The 15,730-nt window shown below is 37.9% G+C and carries 17 protein-coding genes and 2 tRNA genes; 9 read left to right on the top strand and 10 right to left on the bottom strand.

Features of this window, described 5'->3' with window-relative positions; genetic code table 11:
- Positions 1-71 precede the first annotated feature (71 nt).
- Genes QVL57_RS05285 through rpe form a run of 7 tightly spaced genes read right to left on the bottom strand, consistent with a single transcriptional unit; the run spans position 72 to position 6,449 of the window.
- On the bottom strand, positions 72-302 hold the full coding sequence (locus QVL57_RS05285) for a BolA family transcriptional regulator (protein WP_290076310.1): 231 nt from the start codon (positions 300-302) through the stop codon (positions 72-74).
- The gene (gene purL / locus QVL57_RS05290) at positions 293-2,443 is read right to left on the bottom strand and encodes a phosphoribosylformylglycinamidine synthase subunit PurL (RefSeq protein WP_290076311.1); all 2,151 of its coding nucleotides are present in this window, start codon (positions 2,441-2,443) and stop codon (positions 293-295) included. Before purL ends, QVL57_RS05285 begins: the two co-directional genes overlap by 10 nt.
- A gap of 4 nt (positions 2,444-2,447) precedes the next feature.
- Positions 2,448-3,107 (bottom strand): phosphoribosylformylglycinamidine synthase subunit PurQ, encoded by a 660-nt coding sequence (gene purQ, locus QVL57_RS05295; protein ID WP_290076312.1) that lies wholly within the window; start codon positions 3,105-3,107, stop codon positions 2,448-2,450.
- A gap of 2 nt (positions 3,108-3,109) precedes the next feature.
- Complete coding sequence (locus QVL57_RS05300) at positions 3,110-3,874, bottom strand: phosphoribosylaminoimidazolesuccinocarboxamide synthase (protein ID WP_290076314.1); 765 nt, start codon at positions 3,872-3,874, stop codon at positions 3,110-3,112.
- A gap of 12 nt (positions 3,875-3,886) precedes the next feature.
- Positions 3,887-4,477: an alpha/beta hydrolase gene (locus QVL57_RS05305; RefSeq protein WP_290076316.1), complete on the bottom strand. Its 591-nt coding sequence runs from the start codon at positions 4,475-4,477 to the stop codon at positions 3,887-3,889.
- On the bottom strand, positions 4,477-5,784 hold the full coding sequence (gene purB, locus QVL57_RS05310; RefSeq protein WP_290076317.1) for an adenylosuccinate lyase: 1,308 nt from the start codon (positions 5,782-5,784) through the stop codon (positions 4,477-4,479). Before purB ends, QVL57_RS05305 begins: the two co-directional genes overlap by 1 nt.
- On the bottom strand, positions 5,784-6,449 hold the full coding sequence (gene rpe, locus QVL57_RS05315; RefSeq protein ID WP_290076318.1) for a ribulose-phosphate 3-epimerase: 666 nt from the start codon (positions 6,447-6,449) through the stop codon (positions 5,784-5,786). The genes purB and rpe overlap by 1 nt, the downstream gene beginning before the upstream one ends.
- A 103-nt stretch (positions 6,450-6,552) precedes the next feature.
- On the opposite strand from rpe, the gene QVL57_RS05320 reads away from it, so the two are divergent.
- The gene (locus QVL57_RS05320) at positions 6,553-7,044 is read left to right on the top strand and encodes a flavin reductase (RefSeq protein ID WP_290076320.1); all 492 of its coding nucleotides are present in this window, start codon (positions 6,553-6,555) and stop codon (positions 7,042-7,044) included.
- Here QVL57_RS05320 and QVL57_RS05720 read toward each other — a convergent pair.
- The gene (locus QVL57_RS05720; RefSeq protein WP_354669849.1) at positions 7,041-7,319 is read right to left on the bottom strand and encodes a flagellar biosynthetic protein FliO; all 279 of its coding nucleotides are present in this window, start codon (positions 7,317-7,319) and stop codon (positions 7,041-7,043) included. The genes QVL57_RS05320 and QVL57_RS05720 overlap by 4 nt on opposite strands.
- A 61-nt stretch (positions 7,320-7,380) precedes the next feature.
- Between QVL57_RS05720 and QVL57_RS05325 the strand changes: the two genes are divergently transcribed.
- A complete protein-coding gene (locus QVL57_RS05325; RefSeq protein ID WP_290076322.1) occupies positions 7,381-9,258 on the top strand; it encodes a response regulator in 1,878 nt (625 codons plus the stop codon).
- Positions 9,259-9,315: 57 nt separating this feature from the next.
- Here the strand turns inward: QVL57_RS05325 and QVL57_RS05330 are convergent, their stop codons facing one another.
- A complete protein-coding gene (locus tag QVL57_RS05330; protein ID WP_290076323.1) occupies positions 9,316-10,527 on the bottom strand; it encodes an NADP-dependent isocitrate dehydrogenase in 1,212 nt (403 codons plus the stop codon).
- A gap of 106 nt (positions 10,528-10,633) precedes the next feature.
- A tRNA-Val gene (locus tag QVL57_RS05335) sits at positions 10,634-10,709 on the bottom strand.
- Between the two features lie 127 nt (positions 10,710-10,836).
- On the opposite strand from QVL57_RS05335, the gene QVL57_RS05340 reads away from it, so the two are divergent.
- The 7 genes from QVL57_RS05340 to nuoF all read left to right on the top strand — a co-directional run bounded on the left by QVL57_RS05340 (position 10,837) and on the right by nuoF (position 15,702).
- Positions 10,837-10,913 (top strand) — tRNA-Asp (locus QVL57_RS05340).
- 97 nt (positions 10,914-11,010) lie between these two features.
- Positions 11,011-11,376 carry an NADH-quinone oxidoreductase subunit A gene (locus QVL57_RS05345; RefSeq protein WP_290076325.1) on the top strand — a complete coding sequence of 122 codons (366 nt, stop codon included), beginning with the start codon at positions 11,011-11,013 and terminating at the stop codon, positions 11,374-11,376.
- Positions 11,367-11,921: an NADH-quinone oxidoreductase subunit B family protein gene (locus QVL57_RS05350; RefSeq protein WP_354669850.1), complete on the top strand. Its 555-nt coding sequence runs from the start codon at positions 11,367-11,369 to the stop codon at positions 11,919-11,921. The genes QVL57_RS05345 and QVL57_RS05350 overlap by 10 nt, the downstream gene beginning before the upstream one ends.
- A 6-nt stretch (positions 11,922-11,927) precedes the next feature.
- Entirely contained in the window at positions 11,928-12,515 is a 588-nt protein-coding gene (locus QVL57_RS05355) for an NADH-quinone oxidoreductase subunit C (RefSeq protein ID WP_290076327.1), read from the top strand.
- 1 nt (position 12,516) lies between these two features.
- Positions 12,517-13,707 carry an NADH-quinone oxidoreductase subunit D gene (locus QVL57_RS05360; RefSeq protein WP_290076329.1) on the top strand — a complete coding sequence of 397 codons (1,191 nt, stop codon included), beginning with the start codon at positions 12,517-12,519 and terminating at the stop codon, positions 13,705-13,707.
- Positions 13,707-14,327, top strand: coding sequence for an NADH-quinone oxidoreductase subunit NuoE (nuoE, locus tag QVL57_RS05365; RefSeq protein ID WP_290076331.1), 621 nt, complete (start codon positions 13,707-13,709; stop codon positions 14,325-14,327). Before QVL57_RS05360 ends, nuoE begins: the two co-directional genes overlap by 1 nt.
- Positions 14,328-14,412: 85 nt before the next feature.
- Entirely contained in the window at positions 14,413-15,702 is a 1,290-nt protein-coding gene (gene nuoF, locus QVL57_RS05370; protein WP_290076333.1) for an NADH-quinone oxidoreductase subunit NuoF, read from the top strand.
- Positions 15,703-15,730: the final 28 nt, after the last annotated feature.

A 15,730-nucleotide genomic window follows, 5' to 3' on the forward strand; every position in this document is an offset into this window, starting at 1 on the left:
TTTCTTTCCCCCGTGATTACAACCATACTAATATGCATATAATTATAATTTTTGCAAGAGGCTTTTACTTTTTATGGTGTTTTAGTTGTTAAGGCTAAAGCATGTAAAACATCGCCCATATTACCTTTGAGGCTGTCATAAACCAGTCGATGTTGTTGAAGTTTGCTAAGGCCTATAAAGGCTGTTGAAATAACTTCCGCAGCATAATGATTTCCATCGCCAGCAAGATCATTTATTGTAATTTTAGCGTCTGGTATAGATTCGCGTATGAAATTTTCGATTTCTTCTGCCTTCAGTGCCATTGCTCAAACTTTCGTGGATTATAATAAGCTAGTTCTAACTCTTTTATATCAATATTACAAATTTTTGCAATATTAAATTTATTTCCTTTTACTTGGCCTAGTGTGTGTAGTTTAATCTTTTTAGTTTTTGCCTTTGTCATAATCGCCGTCACGTTATCTTTTTTGGCACTGAAAATATAACGGGCTTGATCTTCGGCAAATAAAATTGGCAATGGGTCTTTCACGACTGGCAAATGAATATCTAAACCCAACTTTTCTGATATTGCAAAGCGAGCCAATGCGGCTATTAACCCACCGCTGCCCAGACTGAGGCAGCTATTCGCTAGCCCTGTTTTTATTAAGCTTTGTACAAAAATACCGTGTTTTCGCTCAAGCTTTAGCAGCACTTTGGGCGGTTTGCCTAAAAAATTAATTTCTTGCATGGCTTTGTATAAGGAGCAATCTAAGTGCCGTCCATGTTTTCCGAGTAAAAAAATATAATCGCCAGGATTAGACTTTTTATTCGCGCTTGTTTGTTGCCAATTTGTTGCTAGCCCCACGGCAACTAAAGTTGGGCTAGGCTTTATTGTTTTCTTATCTGTTTGATTATAAAATGAAACATTACCAGAAACTATTGGTAAATTTAAGCTTTTGCAAGCCTTGTTGAGTCCTTTGATTGTAGAGATAAATTGCCCCATTATTTCTGGTTGATTCGGATCAGCAAAGTTTAAATTATTCGTTACGGCTAACGCTTTGCATCCTATGGCGCTGATGTTACGCCAGCATTGTGCGACTAAATGCATTGCTCCTAAACGAGGGTCGGCTGAACAATATCGCGGATTAGCATGTGTGCTGAAGGCGATTGCTTTCTCGCTATGCTCAAGTTTTATTAAGGCTGCATCGCTGCCTGGATGTATAATTGTATTGCCTTGTATATAGCTGTCAAATTGTTCATAAAACCAATTTTTGGATGCTTTGTTAAAATTGCTTAGTAAATTTAAAATATCATTGGTTATATTGTTTGAAACTAGGTTATGTGTTTGCTTTTTTGCATAGGTTGCTTTTTTTGCTGCTAATTTGTAAGTTGGACTTTGCGTTGTTAAGGCGTATATTGGGACATTTGCAATTTGTTGTTTTTTATAATACACACACAAATATGGCTTTTTTTTGGTAGTACCTATTTTAGCAAAAGCTAAACCCCATTTTTTCGCTATGGCTGTAGCTGTATTTTCACAATTATCATACACCGCTAGTAACAAACGCTCTTGCGTTTCTGCTAGTAATAATTCTTTTGCTGTTAAGTTTTTTTGCAGTATTGGTATATTATCTAAGTATAAATCTATACCTAATGTATTTTTTGCTCCAAGTTCACTTACGGCTCCTGCAATGCCAGCCGCGCCCATATCTGTTGCAGCTTGTATACATTGCTTTGCTTGCATTTCCATAAAAGCTTCAAATAAACAGCGCCCAAAAAAGGGGTTTGCAATTTGTGAGCTGTTGCTGGGGATATTTGATTTTGTAGTAAAGCTTGCTGAAGCTGTAGCGGCGCCTCCAGTACCGTCACGACCAGTTTTTGCGCCAAGGTAGAATATTGAAAATTTTTGTGAAGTTGTTTTGGCGCGGATTAACTTTTCGCGTTTTGTAACTCCTGCCGCAAAAACATTAACTAAAATATTTTGATTATAACAATTGTCAAAAATTACTTTGCCGCCAATATTTGGTACGCCAAAACTATTGCTATAAGCGCCAATGCCGGAGGCAACTTCATTTATTAAATTTCTCATGTAAGGTTTTTCGGTATTACCAAAATATAGTATATTCATTAAAGCAATAGGTTTTGCGCCCATTGTAAAGATATCTCGTAAAATTCCACCAACTCCTGTAGCTGCGCCATGATATGGAGCAATTTGTGACGGGTGGTTATGGCTTTCGATTTTAAATACTAAGACATCGTCATTGCCAATATCTATTGCGCCAGCATTTTCTCCTGGACCTTGTAAAACAAATTTATTCTTGCTGTATAATCGTTGTAGCCAGATTTTACTGGATTTATATGAGCAGTGCTCGCTCCAGAGGGCTGTAAAAAGCTGCTCTTCAATTTCGTTTGGTTCACGTTTTAGTATTGTGATTATTTTTTTATGTTCATTGCAGTTCAAGACCATGTTGTTAGCCTATTATACTGGTAAAAAAGGCTAGGCCATCTGTACCACCTTGGTGTGGTAGAAAATAATTTTCTGGATGAGGCATTATACCGCAAATATTTCCGGCTTTGTTTATTATACCAGCGATAGCTGCAGTTGAACCATTGACATTATTTGTAGCGCTATAACGCATAATTATTTGATTATTCTCAACTAGGCTTTTTATTTCATTGTCGGTTGCGCTATAGCGACCATTAGCGTGGGCAATGGGTAGGCTTATTTTTTGATGAGCCCGATAATGTTGTGTAAAGCGCGTATTATTATTTGTTATTTCTATCTCAAGTTTTTTACATATGAATCGTTTTGTTACATTTTCTTGTAACTGGCCAGGTAATAATTTTGCCTTTGTAAGAATTTGGAAGCCATTACAAATGCCTAGAAGCATTACACCGCGTTTTGCACTATGTGCTATGCTGTTTATTATTGGACTGCGCGCAGCTATAGTGCCAGCCCCTTCTTCATCGCCATAGGAAAATCCACCAGGTATAATAATTAGATCATAGTTTAAATCTTGTGTTTCTTGGTGCCAAATATAATCTATTCTTGGAGACGAATATTGTTCTAAACACTTTTTGATTTCTGTATAGCGATTAAATCCAGGAAAAAGTATAATAGCAATTTTCATAGTTATTGTACTAAATAAGGAATAACATTATTGCCTATATGTGTTTTTTTTAAAAGCCCTAAGCGGCTAGCCGTTTCTTTATAGCCATTAATTAACTCTTTATAATTAACGTCTGCTTGCTCGCGCCCAAGTATTGTGCCAGTTCTTGTATCATAAAGCTTTGCTGTATCAGGAGATATTTCATCGGCTACTATTAACTGCATCAAATTATCATTGTAAACGCGTCCAAATTCTAATTTAAAGTCCAATAAATTTATATCTATTGCGGTAAATAGACCAAGCAGAAAATCGTTTATTCTTATGCAATATTGAATTATATCTTCTATTTCTTGTGACGTAGCCCAACCAAAAGCTGCTATATGCTCTTCGGCAACTAGGGGGCATCCAAGTGATGGTTCTTTATAATAAAATTCAATAATTGTTTGTGGTAATGCGGATCCTTCTTCTAAGCGAAAGCGCTTAGCTAACGAGCCCGTGGCTGCATTGCGTATTACTAACTGTAGAGGGATAATCTCTGCCGTTCGTATAAGCTGTTCACGCATATTTATTCTTTGTATAAAATGCGTTGGTATACCCAACAGTTGTAATTTAGTAAATATATACTCACTTATTCTATTGTTTAGAACACCCTTGCCATCTAATATTTCTCTATTTGCCGCGCTTATAGTGCTAACATCATCCTTAAAGAACAAAATATTTGTGTTGGGGGTAGGGCCGCTATATAAAATTTTTGATTTACCTTCATAAAGGCGATTACGACGTTTCATATAATTCAACTTTTATAATTTTTGCATAAATTGTGAAAAAACCATTAGACCCTCTGGCCAAGGCCCATGCCCGGTAGTTTCGTCAATATGCCCATTAGCCCCAGCGTCAAGAAAAAAGCCGCCTAGGGCTTGGCTTAAGTCACGCACAGCTTTTTGGTCAAGCTTATTGTCATTATTGCTAGCTAGCACAAAAGAAGGAAAAGATAGTTTTTTTGCTGGATACATACTAAGCTCTAAGTTATTTATGAATGATATCTTATTCTGTTCCGTAAAGCTGAATATAGCAGGTGATACAAAAAAGCCGCCTTTAATTTTTTCTATATTATCTTGTGATAATTTCTGTATTGCTTGGCAGGTTGCTGCTACTGCAAAGCTATGACAAATTAGCACTATTGGTGCTGAGCTGGTGCTTATAACCGTAGCTATTTGATCTACCCATAGTTGAAATAATTTAGCTGGCTCAGCATGGATGTTCGGGCAGGCCAAAAGGCGTGCGGTTTTTATATGCTCGCTCCAACGCTCTTGCCAATGACGTTCATTAGTTTGCTGTGGCGTAAAATTACGTGCCGAAATTATTAATATATTAGCTTCATTTATTTTCATTAGCCGCCCTTAAAAACACGTTGAAAAATAGTATCTATATGAGTTAAATGATAAGAATTATCAAAATAAGCTTTTAGCTCAGCCATCGGTAAATGCTTTTTTACCAATGGATCTTTTGCAAGTTCGTTAAAAAAATCATTCCCATTATCCCATACTTTTTTAGTATTATTTTGTACTATTTCATAAGCCTTTTCACGGCTCAATCCTTTTTGCGTAAGGGCCAATAGTATTTGCTGTGAGTGTATTAAGCCTTGCAGCTTCTCTAAGTTTTTTAGCATATTTTCTGGATATACTATCATGGTTTCTACAATATTAGTAAGTCTGGATAAAGCAAAATCTAGGGTTATACAAGCGTCTGGCCCGATAAATCGCTCCACCGAAGAGTGTGAAATATCGCGTTCATGCCATAACACGATATTTTCTAATGCGGGTTGTGTATAAGAACGTATTATGCGCGCAAGGCCTGTTAAATTTTCGCTAAGTATAGGGTTACGCTTGTGGGGCATTGCAGAAGAACCTTTTTGCCCATTTGAAAAACCCTCTGCTACCTCTAATATTTCTGTACGTTGTAAATGGCGAATTTCCGTGGCAAAGCGTTCAATGCAAGAAGCAATAACGCCCAAAGTAGCAAAAAACATTGCATGTCTGTCTCTTGGAATTATTTGTGTAGAAATTGGCTCTATTTTCATATGTAGTTTTTCTGCTACATATGCTTCTATTGCGGGGTCAATATTTGCAAAACTACCTACGGCGCCTGAAATGGCGCAAACAGCTATTTCTTCATAAGCAGCTTTCAACCTATTTTTGCAGCGTAGAAATTCACTATAAGAATAGGCAAGCTTTGCGCCAAAACTTGTAGGCTCTGCATGTACCCCATGAGTGCGCCCGATTGTCATGGTGTATTTATATTCCATCGCTCTGTTTTTTAGAGAAGTTAGCAACTTTTCTAATTGTGCTAATAAAATATCCGTAGAGCGCATTAATGTTAAGTTAAAGCTAGTGTCTAGTAAATCTGAAGATGTTAGCCCTAGATGTATGAAACGCGCATCTTCACCCACAATCTCTCCTAGGTGGGTTAAAAATGCGATTACATCATGTTTAACAACAGTTTCAATTTCTTCTATACGTTGTAAATCAAACTGTGCTGCTTCGCCGCGTTTTCTTATGTTTATTGCGGCGCTTTGGGGTATTTTTCCTATCTTGGCTAAAGCATCACATATATTAGCTTCAATCTCAAACCACGTTCGATATTTGGTTTGGGTCGACCATAGCTCAACCATTTCAGCTCTAGCATAGCGTGGTATCATCAGTTTTTTCCTTGGCGTAATTTTTGAATGCGGTGGGTATATTGTTCAACGTTTTTACCGCTAAATATATAAGAACCAGCTACAAAAACATTTGCTCCACTTGCTGAAAGTTCTGTGACATTTTCCTCGCTTACTCCGCCATCTACTTCTATGTCGATAGGGCGATTCTTTACTAAAGACTTTATTTTAATTAGTTTATCTAAGGTTTCTGTTATAAAGCTTTGTCCGCCAAATCCTGGGTTTACGCTCATTACCAAAATTAAATCTATCGACGATAATAAGGGCTCTAAAATTTGTATAGGAGTGCCGGGGTTTATAGCCAGGCCAGCTTTTTTACCCAATTGCTTTATTTTAGCTAAGCTTCGGTGGATATGGTGATTGTTTTCAGCATGTATGCTTATGATATCACAACCAGCTTTAGCAAATTCATCTATATAAGCATCGCAATTGTCTATCATCAAATGTGCGTCAAAAACTAATTCGGTTAAAGGTCGTAAAGCACGTACAACACCAGCACCAAAACTGATATTTGGTACAAAATGTCCATCCATAATATCTATATGTAGCCAATCTGCTCCGGCCGTTTCAATATCAGCGACTTCTTGCCCGAGTCTGGTAAAATCAGCGGCCAGAATGGACGGGGCGATATAGCGTGATTTATTCATTTTAAACCCTTTAATTTATATATATAATAACAAAAATTACATTGCTATTAAAGAGTAATTTGCTATATATATGTATAAGTTACAAGCCTTAAGTAGATTTATTATGAATAGCTCCCCCAATCTTAGAGAAGAATATGGTCAAGCAATGCGCTATTTTCCTAGTGCTTTGCATATAGTTACAACGCAAGGGGCTGCTGGCAAGCGTGGATTGACCATTTCTGCTTGCTGTTCTTTATCTTACGCTCCACCTACCTTGTTGATTTGCCTTTCCAAAGCTAAGCAGGGGAATAAAATTTTCTTGGAAAATAAGGTGTTTTGTGTAAATACTTTATGCGAAAATGACAAAGAGTTAGCAACTATTTTTGGAACGCGCTCACAGGAAGAAAGGTTTGCTGCAGCAGAATGGGCTAGTTTGGTTACTGGAGCGCCTGTATTGAAGAATTCTTATATTTCTTTTGATTGCCGTTTATCTACATATTACGAGCATGTCACGCATTATGCGCTTATAGGCGAAGTGATGGCGGTGCAGAGCTTTGATGATAGCTGTAAGCCACGTCCTTTAGTTTATCATGAAAAAACCTATAATATTATTTAATCTTTTTGTATAGATTTTAGTAATATATCGCCACTTGGTGCTAATAGAATTAAATATTCTTTTTCGTCACATTTTACTAACACTAGTTTTTTTTTGCTATCTAAACTAATTGCCTCTATTAAGGCAAGTCTATTTTTTGTTGGTCTATTTTTTGTAAAATGCGTTAATAGAAGAAAAATTAGGTAAATAGCGCCCAAAATTATAAACAGCACCGTGAATATAAAAAAGGTCCGCATTGCAGAGATATGATTAAACATGTCGAAATTATATAGCATTTTTTTAACCTAAGTTTTATATAGTAAGATATTTATACTATATAGGAAATTAATTTAAATTATGTTTTTACTTTTGGCAGCTTGCGCAGTACTGATAGCTGTAGTTTATTTATATTATCGTAAACTTGCTCGGCCTTATAATTTATTTGAATATGCTGTAAAACCAATTTTTATTTTAAACGCACAAGATGAAATTTGTTATGCAAATAGAGCTTATAAAGCCCTGGCTGTACATAAAGGAAAATTGAGTATTAATGCGCTATTTAATTCGAATAAAGCGGTTATCAGATTATTTTATGGACTTAAAGCAGAGGCAATAAAGGGGCATATGGCTGATGCAATTTTGCCTCTTAATGATGATTCGATGCTACATTTGCAAGCACAGTTGCTAGACAATGCTGGAAATTTGCTATGCTCATTAGAAGTGCTAACGCAAGAGAATACAGATTCTAAGCCTTTAAAAATTAATAATGAAGTTAATGTTAATATTGATAATCTTCCTTTAGCGGCTTGTTTAATTGATAAAAAAGGTGCTCTAGTAAAGCATAATAGTAATTTTTATATTTTTTTTGAACTAGATAAGCTAGAATCAAAGCTACAAGATCTTATAAACCCCTTAGATGCTAAAAAACTTTTGCAATTGTTTAATAGGCAGCACGTGGCGGAGTTAGCTATAGATTCTACTTTGCGTGATAATAGACATATTAAACTTTTTGCCAGAAAAGAAATAAGCAGCGACACAATTTTACTGCTGCTGCTTGAAACTACAGAAAATGAATTTTTAGGGCAAACAAGTGGAGAGAATCATAAGCTGCAAGTAGTTGGGCAATTGGCCGGGGGAGTTGCTCATGACTTTAATAATATTTTAACTGCTATAATTATGTCTTGCGATTTTTTGCTAAATAATCACCGTAGCTCCGATCCAGCGTATCCAGATTTGGTTTCTATAAAGCAGAATGCTGAGCGTGCTGCTGTTTTAGTGCATCAGTTACTTGCGTTTTCTCGCCGGCAAAATTTACGGCCAGTGATAGTGCATATGCCAGATTTAATTGCTGACACAAATAGTATGTTAGCGCGTATTTTGCGCGATACTACCAATTTAGAGATAAATTATGGCGCGGCATTGTGGCCAGTATCTATAGACTACGTTTCTTTTCAGCGTGTTATGATGAATTTGCTTATAAATGCTCAGGATGCGCTTGGCAAAAATGGCGGAAATATTGAGATTGCAGTTCAAAATGTGCCAGCAAATGAAGTAGAGCAATATAAATTCGTTGAGTTAGCGCATGAGAATTATTTATTGGTTTCTATAAGCGATAATGGTAGCGGAATGGCTGCGGATGTACAAGCAAAAATATTCGAGCCGTTTTTTACCACAAAGGATATCGGCAAGGGAACCGGGCTAGGGCTTGCCATGGCATATGGTATCGTTAAGCAAAGTCATGGTGTTATCGCTTGTCAATCAGAGCTGGGCAAGGGCACCAATTTTTACATTTTTCTTCCGGCTACCCGTGCTGAAGTTTTAGCTAATAATTCTAATGTAACAGTAGAAGAATCAAAAACCGACCCCGTTGATCTTTCTGGTAGTGGAAATTTATTAATAGTAGATGATGAAGATGCTATACGGTCTGGCTTGGTTCGATCACTCATTACTAGGGGGTATAAAGTAAAGGAAGCGGATAATGGAGCGCACGCTTTGGAGGTGTTTAGCGAAGATATAGATTTAGTTATTTGTGATGTATTAATGCCAGAAATGGACGGGCCAACGTTATATCTACATTTAAAAAGATTAAATCCAACAATTAAATTCCTTTTCGTTTCTGGCTTCACAAAAGAAATTTTTCAGCAAAAATATCAAGAATTAGGAACGGATTTTCATTTTATATCTAAGCCATTTTCATTAAAGCAATTGGCAGTGCGAGTAAAAGAAATTTTATAAAAAAAGGCCAGACATTAAGCACTGCCTAGCCATTTTAACTTATTTCTTTATATTCTGCTATGCCATATGTTTTTTTAGATTTTCATCAATCTTGTCTAAAAATCCAGTAGTAGAAAGCCATTTTTGCTCTGGCCCAATCAATAAAGCCAAATCTTTTGTCATAAATCCAGATTCTACTGTTTCTATGCATGTTTTTTCTAAATTTTCAGCGAAATTTTTAAGATCGTCATTATTGTCCAATTTTGCACGATGAGCCAAACCACGCGCCCAAGCAAATATTGAAGCGATAGAGTTTGTAGAGGTTTCTTCACCTCTTTGGTATTGCCGATAATGCCGCGTTACGGTGCCGTGTGCAGCCTCTGCTTCTACTGTGCTGCCATCTGGTGTCAATAAAACAGATGTCATTAAGCCCAGCGAGCCGAAGCCTTGGGCAACAATATCTGATTGCACATCGCCGTCATAGTTCTTACATGCCCAAACATAGCCGCCAGACCATTTAAGTGCTGAAGCAACCATATCATCAATCAGGCGATGTTCATACCATAATTTGCGTTTTTCAAATTCAGCTTTGAATTCCTTATCATAAATTTCTTGGAAAATATCTTTGAATTTGCCGTCATATACTTTTAAAATGGTGTTTTTGGTCGATAAATAAACAGGCAAGTTGCGCTGTAAGCCATAATTGAATGTAGCTTTCGCAAAATCTATAATAGAGGAATCTAAATTATACATGCCCATTGCCACACCAGCACTTGGTGCATCAAAAACTTCATGCTCAATGGTGTTGCCATCTTCGCCCACGAATTTTATTGATAATTTCCCCTTGCTTGGGAAGGTAAAGTCCGTAGCCTTATACTGATCCCCAAAAGCATGGCGGCCTATGATAATTGGCTTTGTCCAGCCCGGCACTAAACGAGGGACATTTTTACATATTATTGGTTCACGAAAAATTACGCCACCTAAGATATTTCGAATGGTTCCGTTTGGCGACTTCCACATTTGCTTAAGCCCAAACTCAGCCATTCTAGCTTCATCGGCTGTTATAGTGGCGCATTTAATACCAACGCCATATTTTTTTATTGCATTTGCCGCATCTACTGTTACAGCATCTTCTGTCAAATCACGATTTTGTATTGATAAATCATAATATTTTAAGTCAATATCCAAATAAGGTAAAATAAGCTTGTCCTTGATGAATTGCCAGATGATTCTGGTCATTTCATCGCCATCTAACTCTACAACCGGATTTGCAACTTTTATTTTTGCCATGTGGCGTTCCTTCTCTCAAAATTACATCTGTAATAATATATAAGTTTTTTGAAAAAATTTAAACTATAAAATAAAAAAGCCTGGAAAACCAGGCTTTAGAAATAAGTGGTGGGCGATGAGAGACTTGAACTCCCGACATCCTCGGTGTAAACGAGACGCTCTACCAACTGAGCTAATCGCCCTCGAAAACCTTTTCGCAATCTAATGCAATATTAAACAAAGCGCAAGCAAAAAATTTATTTTTGAAAAATATTTTTTATAGCTTGACATCGTTAAAATTAGAGCTTAACAATAGCAGCACTATTTTGCGCGGGTGTAGCTCAGCTGGTTAGAGTGCCGGCCTGTCACGCCGGAGGTCGCGGGTTCGATCCCCGTCACTCGCGCCATTATTTTCCTCAGGGTTTTTAAAATTATATTGACTATCGCAATGATTATTAGCTATGTTAGAATATAATCTCACGCTCTAGAAAGATTTAGCTAAATATGAATAATTTTTTAATCTCATACCTTCCAGTGTTAGTGTTTATGATAGTTTGCTTAGGGTTAGTAGGCGTGTTGCTTATTACGCCTTATATAGTTGCGTTTCGATCTCCCGATGCCGAAAAACTTTCTGCCTATGAATGTGGTTTTAATTCTTTTGGTGATGCTAGGATGAAGTTTAATGTGCGCTTTTATCTAGTTTCCATTCTTTTTATAATATTCGATTTAGAGGTGGCTTATTTATTTCCATGGGCGGTTTCGTTTAGAAGAATTGGCGTTTTAGGGTTTTCTTCGATGATGCTTTTTCTGGCTGTGTTAACCATCGGTTTTATATATGAATGGCAAAAAGGAGCTTTAGAATGGGATTAATCGCGAAGGCTCCTCAGTTAGAGCCGCTGGCTCCTCTTGCAATGTCAAAGACAGATGCTTTTTTAGAATCTATAAACAACGAGATTTCCGATAAAGGCTTTTTAGTTACTTCGACTGATGCGCTAATAACCTGGGCTCGCACTGGTTCACTTATGTGGATGAGCTTTGGTTTGGCTTGCTGTGCTGTAGAGATGATGCAGTGTTCTATGCCGCATTATGATAATGAAAGATTTGGCTATGCGCCAAGAGCTTCGCCGCGCCAATCAGATGTAATGATGGTTGCTGGCACTTTGACTAATAAAATGGCTCCCGCCTTGCGTAAAGTTTATGATCAAATGCCTGAGCCAAGATATGTTATTTCCATGGGATCCTGTGCGAATGGTGGCGGTTATTACCATTATTCTTATTCAGTGGTGCGTGGATGTGACCGTATTGTGCCAGTAGATATCTATGTGCCGGGTTGTCCGCCTACCGCAGAAGCATTATTATATGGCGTTTTGCTATTGCAAAAAAAAATACGTAAAACTGGTACTATAGAAAGATAATACGCTATGTTAGCTGATCTTCAATCTTATCTTGAACAAGCTTTATCTGATAAGCTAGAAAATACTTCTCTGTCTTATGGCGAGTTAGCCATTGTGGTTAAGCTTGAACAATTATTAGAAGTTATGTTATTTTTGCGTGATGATGCTAAATGTCAATTTATCAGCTTTATTGATTTAAGTGGTGTTGATTATCCAGAGCAAGAAAAGCGCTTTCATCTAGTGTATCATCTTTTATCTCCTAGATTAAATTTTCGTCTCCGCGTTAAAGTGGTTACGGATAAAATTATCGCTGTACCCTCTATATGTGCTGTATACCCAGGGGCTCAGTGGTATGAACGGGAAGCTTATGATATGTACGGGGTATTGTTTCGAGGAAATCCTGATTTACGTAGAATCCTTACGGATTATGGATTTGAGGGGCATCCCTTGCGTAAGGATTTTCCGGTTACAGGGTTTACTGAATGTCGCTACGACAGTGATTTGAAAAAGATAGTGTATGAGCCTGTTTTGCTTAAACAACAAATGCGTGATTTTGATTTTATTTCGCCTTGGGCTGGTTATCCTATAGAAGAAAAGAAAAATTCGGAGGCATAAAATGGCAGAAGTTGATGTGCGAAATTTTAATATTAATTTTGGCCCGCAACATCCAGCTGCTCATGGGGTTCTTCGTCTCGTATTAGAGCTAGATGGTGAAGTTGTAGAAAGAGTAGATCCGCATATCGGCTTGCTGCATCGCGGTACAGAAAAATTGATGGAAACTAAAACATATCTACAGGCTGCGCCTTATTTAGATAGGCTTGATTATGTTGCGCCAATGAATCAAGAGCATGCTTTTGTGTTAGCTGTAGAAAAATTACTGCAGCTGGAAGTTCCAAAGCGTGCGCAATTAATTCGTGTATTGTTTTCAGAAATTGGGCGTATTTTAAGTCATTTGCTTAATGTTACTACGCAAGCTATGGATGTTGGCGCTTTGACGCCTCCTTTGTGGGGCTTTGAGCAACGCGAAAAATTGATGATTTTTTATGAGCGTGCATGTGGGGCTCGTTTGCATGCAAATTATTTTAGGCCAGGAGGTGTGCATCAAGACCTACCAGAGAAACTTGTGCAGGATATTGGCGATTTCTTAGATCCATTTTTAGATGCTTTGGCAAAGTTAGACGCTCTTGTTACGCCTAACAGAATTTTTAAACAGCGTAATGTTGATATAGGTGTGATTAGTGAGGCCGAGGCTTGGGGGCGAGGTTTTTCGGGTGTGATGTTGCGCGGCACTGGTGTTGCTTGGGATTTGCGCAAGAGTCAGCCATATGAATGTTATGATGAATTAGAATTTGATATCCCAGTCGGTAAAAATAGTGATTGTTATGATAGATATTTATTGCGAATGGAAGAAATGCGGCAGTCTGCTTATTTAATGCGGCAATGCGTTGACCGGTTATTGGGTAGCGATAAACTTGGTGAGATTTTAAACTCGAATCATAAAATTACACCTCCTAATCGTGCGCAGATGAAGCAGTCTATGGAGGCTTTAATAGAGCATTTTAAATTATTTTCGGAGGGTTTTCATGTGCCTTCTGGTGAAGTGTATGCGGCTGTAGAAGCTCCTAAAGGGGAGTTTGGTGTGTATTTAGTAGCTGATGGCACCAACAAGCCATATCGGGTTAAGCTTCGAGCTCCAGGTTTTGCGCATTTACAAGCTATGGATTTTTTAACAAAAGGACATATGTTGGCCGATGCTACAGCTATCTTGGGCTCGCTTGATATTGTGTTTGGGGAGATAGACCGATAATGTCTGTGCGTCGTTTAGCGGCTGATAGTTTGCAGCCAGATAGTTTTTCTTTTAATGTAGCCAATCAAGCATGGGCAGTTAAAACCATTTCAAAATATCCCTCTGGGCGCCAACAATCAGCGGTGATTCCCTTGTTGATGCGCGCGCAAGAACAGCAAGGTTGGATTAGTAAAGCTTCTATCGAATACGTCGCTGATATGCTAAAAATGCCTTATATTCGAGTTTTAGAAATTGCTACCTTTTATACTCAATTTCAGCTGCAGCCTGTTGGTACAAAAGCTCATATACAGATTTGTGGTACTACTCCGTGCATGCTGCGTGGGTCAGAAGAGTTAATAAAGTTGTGTAAAAATAAAATTAATAGCGAACCGTTTAAGACAAATGCAACTGGTACTCTTTCATGGGAAGAGGTGGAGTGCTTGGGGGCATGTGTAAATGCTCCAATGGTTATGATTTTTAAAGACACTTATGAGGATTTAACTCCAGAGCGGTTAGAGAAAATTATAGATGCTTTTGAGGCAGGTAAAGGCGACAAGATTTTACCGGGGCCGCAAAGCGATAGAAAATGTTCTGAGCCTATAACAGGATTGACTTCCTTAAATAATAAAACCGTGGATTAATTTTTTTGTTAAAGCTGATATCTATAACTAGACTAATGCTTAATAAAGTGTTAGCTTGACAGCGAGTGAAATAAGAAGAAGTAAAATGCTAGAAGATAAAGATCGTATATTCACTAATATTTATGGTTTTTATAGTACATCCTTAAGTCAGGCGCGTGAACTAGGTTGGTGGGATAACACTAAATCATTGCTTGAAAAAGGTAAGGATTTTATAGTTGAAGAAGTCAAGAAGTCTGGTCTGCGTGGTCGTGGGGGGGCTGGTTTTTCTACTGGTTTAAAATGGTCATTTATGCCAAAGCAGGCAGCTGAGCGCGCTCATTATTTAGTCATAAACGCTGATGAATCTGAGCCAGGCACTTGTAAGGATAGAGAAATTTTACGTCATGAGCCTCATAGTCTTATTGAGGGGTGTGTTTTAGCTAGTTTCGCCATCGGAGCTCATGTTGTTTATATCTATTTGCGTGGTGAGTATATACGTGAGCGCGAAGCATTACAAAATGCGGTAGATGAATGTTACGAAGCTGGTTTGTTGGGAAAAAATACTAAGCATGGCCATGATTGCGATATAATTGTGCATCATGGTGCTGGGGCATATATTTGTGGCGAAGAAACGGCTTTATTAGAAAGTCTTGAGGGCAAAAAAGGTCAGCCTCGTTTAAAGCCGCCTTTTCCAGCCAATGTAGGCTTATATGGCTGTCCAACCATAGTAAATAATGTTGAATCTATAGCGGTAGTGCCAACTATTTTACGGCGCGGAGCAGAGTGGTTTGCCTCTATTGGTAGGCCAAATAATGCTGGTACAAAGCTATTTATGATTTCTGGGCATGTAAATACGCCTTGTGTTGTAGAAGAATCTATGAGCATTAGCTTTAGAGAGTTGATAGAAAAACATGCAGGTGGAGTGCGCGGTGGTTGGGCAAATCTCTTAGCTGTTATTCCTGGTGGTGTTTCTTGCCCAGTGGTTCCAGCTGCGGATATGATGGACGCTATTTTGGACTTTGATGGTATGCGCGCGGTGGGGTCTTCTTTTGGTACTGGTGGTTTAATAGTAATGGATAAATCCACAGATATTGTTAAAGCTATTTGGCGTATATCTGCCTTTTTTAAACATGAATCCTGCGGGCAATGCACTCCTTGTCGTGAAGGGACGGGTTGGATGATGCGTTTATTAGAACGCATGGTGGCTGGCAAAGCACAAAAAAAGGAGATTGATTTATTGTTTGATATTTCAAAGCAAATAGAAGGTCACACAATATGCGCTTTAGGAGATGCTGCTGCTTGGCCTGTGCAAGGGCTAATTCGTCATTTTAGATCAACAATTGAAGAACGTATAGATATTTATACGAATAATGAAGCAGTTGAATCAATTATATAATATTTGTTAATTAATAGAAGTAACAGCG

The sequence above is a fragment of the Bartonella sp. TP genome (assembly GCF_030406085.1).
GTDB lineage: Bacteria > Pseudomonadota > Alphaproteobacteria > Rhizobiales > Rhizobiaceae > CALTWN01.

Bases quoted from the DNA above. Each gene is read 5' to 3' on its own strand.
- QVL57_RS05285 (WP_290076310.1), bottom strand. From the start codon at position 302: ATGGCACTGAAGGCAGAAGAAATCGAAAATTTCATACGCGAATCTATA.
- purL (WP_290076311.1), bottom strand. From the start codon at position 2,443: ATGGTCTTGAACTGCAATGAACATAAAAAAATAATCACAATACTAAAA.
- purQ (WP_290076312.1), bottom strand. From the start codon at position 3,107: ATGAAAATTGCTATTATACTTTTTCCTGGATTTAATCGCTATACAGAA.
- QVL57_RS05300 (WP_290076314.1), bottom strand. From the start codon at position 3,874: ATGAAACGTCGTAATCGCCTTTATGAAGGTAAATCAAAAATTTTATAT.
- QVL57_RS05305 (WP_290076316.1), bottom strand. From the start codon at position 4,477: ATGAAAATAAATGAAGCTAATATATTAATAATTTCGGCACGTAATTTT.
- purB (WP_290076317.1), bottom strand. From the start codon at position 5,784: ATGATACCACGCTATGCTAGAGCTGAAATGGTTGAGCTATGGTCGACC.
- rpe (WP_290076318.1), bottom strand. From the start codon at position 6,449: ATGAATAAATCACGCTATATCGCCCCGTCCATTCTGGCCGCTGATTTT.
- QVL57_RS05320 (WP_290076320.1), top strand. From the start codon at position 6,553: ATGAATAGCTCCCCCAATCTTAGAGAAGAATATGGTCAAGCAATGCGC.
- QVL57_RS05720 (WP_354669849.1), bottom strand. From the start codon at position 7,319: ATGCTATATAATTTCGACATGTTTAATCATATCTCTGCAATGCGGACC.
- QVL57_RS05325 (WP_290076322.1), top strand. From the start codon at position 7,381: ATGTTTTTACTTTTGGCAGCTTGCGCAGTACTGATAGCTGTAGTTTAT.
- QVL57_RS05330 (WP_290076323.1), bottom strand. From the start codon at position 10,527: ATGGCAAAAATAAAAGTTGCAAATCCGGTTGTAGAGTTAGATGGCGAT.
- QVL57_RS05345 (WP_290076325.1), top strand. From the start codon at position 11,011: ATGAATAATTTTTTAATCTCATACCTTCCAGTGTTAGTGTTTATGATA.
- QVL57_RS05350 (WP_354669850.1), top strand. From the start codon at position 11,367: ATGGGATTAATCGCGAAGGCTCCTCAGTTAGAGCCGCTGGCTCCTCTT.
- QVL57_RS05355 (WP_290076327.1), top strand. From the start codon at position 11,928: ATGTTAGCTGATCTTCAATCTTATCTTGAACAAGCTTTATCTGATAAG.
- QVL57_RS05360 (WP_290076329.1), top strand. From the start codon at position 12,517: ATGGCAGAAGTTGATGTGCGAAATTTTAATATTAATTTTGGCCCGCAA.
- nuoE (WP_290076331.1), top strand. From the start codon at position 13,707: ATGTCTGTGCGTCGTTTAGCGGCTGATAGTTTGCAGCCAGATAGTTTT.
- nuoF (WP_290076333.1), top strand. From the start codon at position 14,413: ATGCTAGAAGATAAAGATCGTATATTCACTAATATTTATGGTTTTTAT.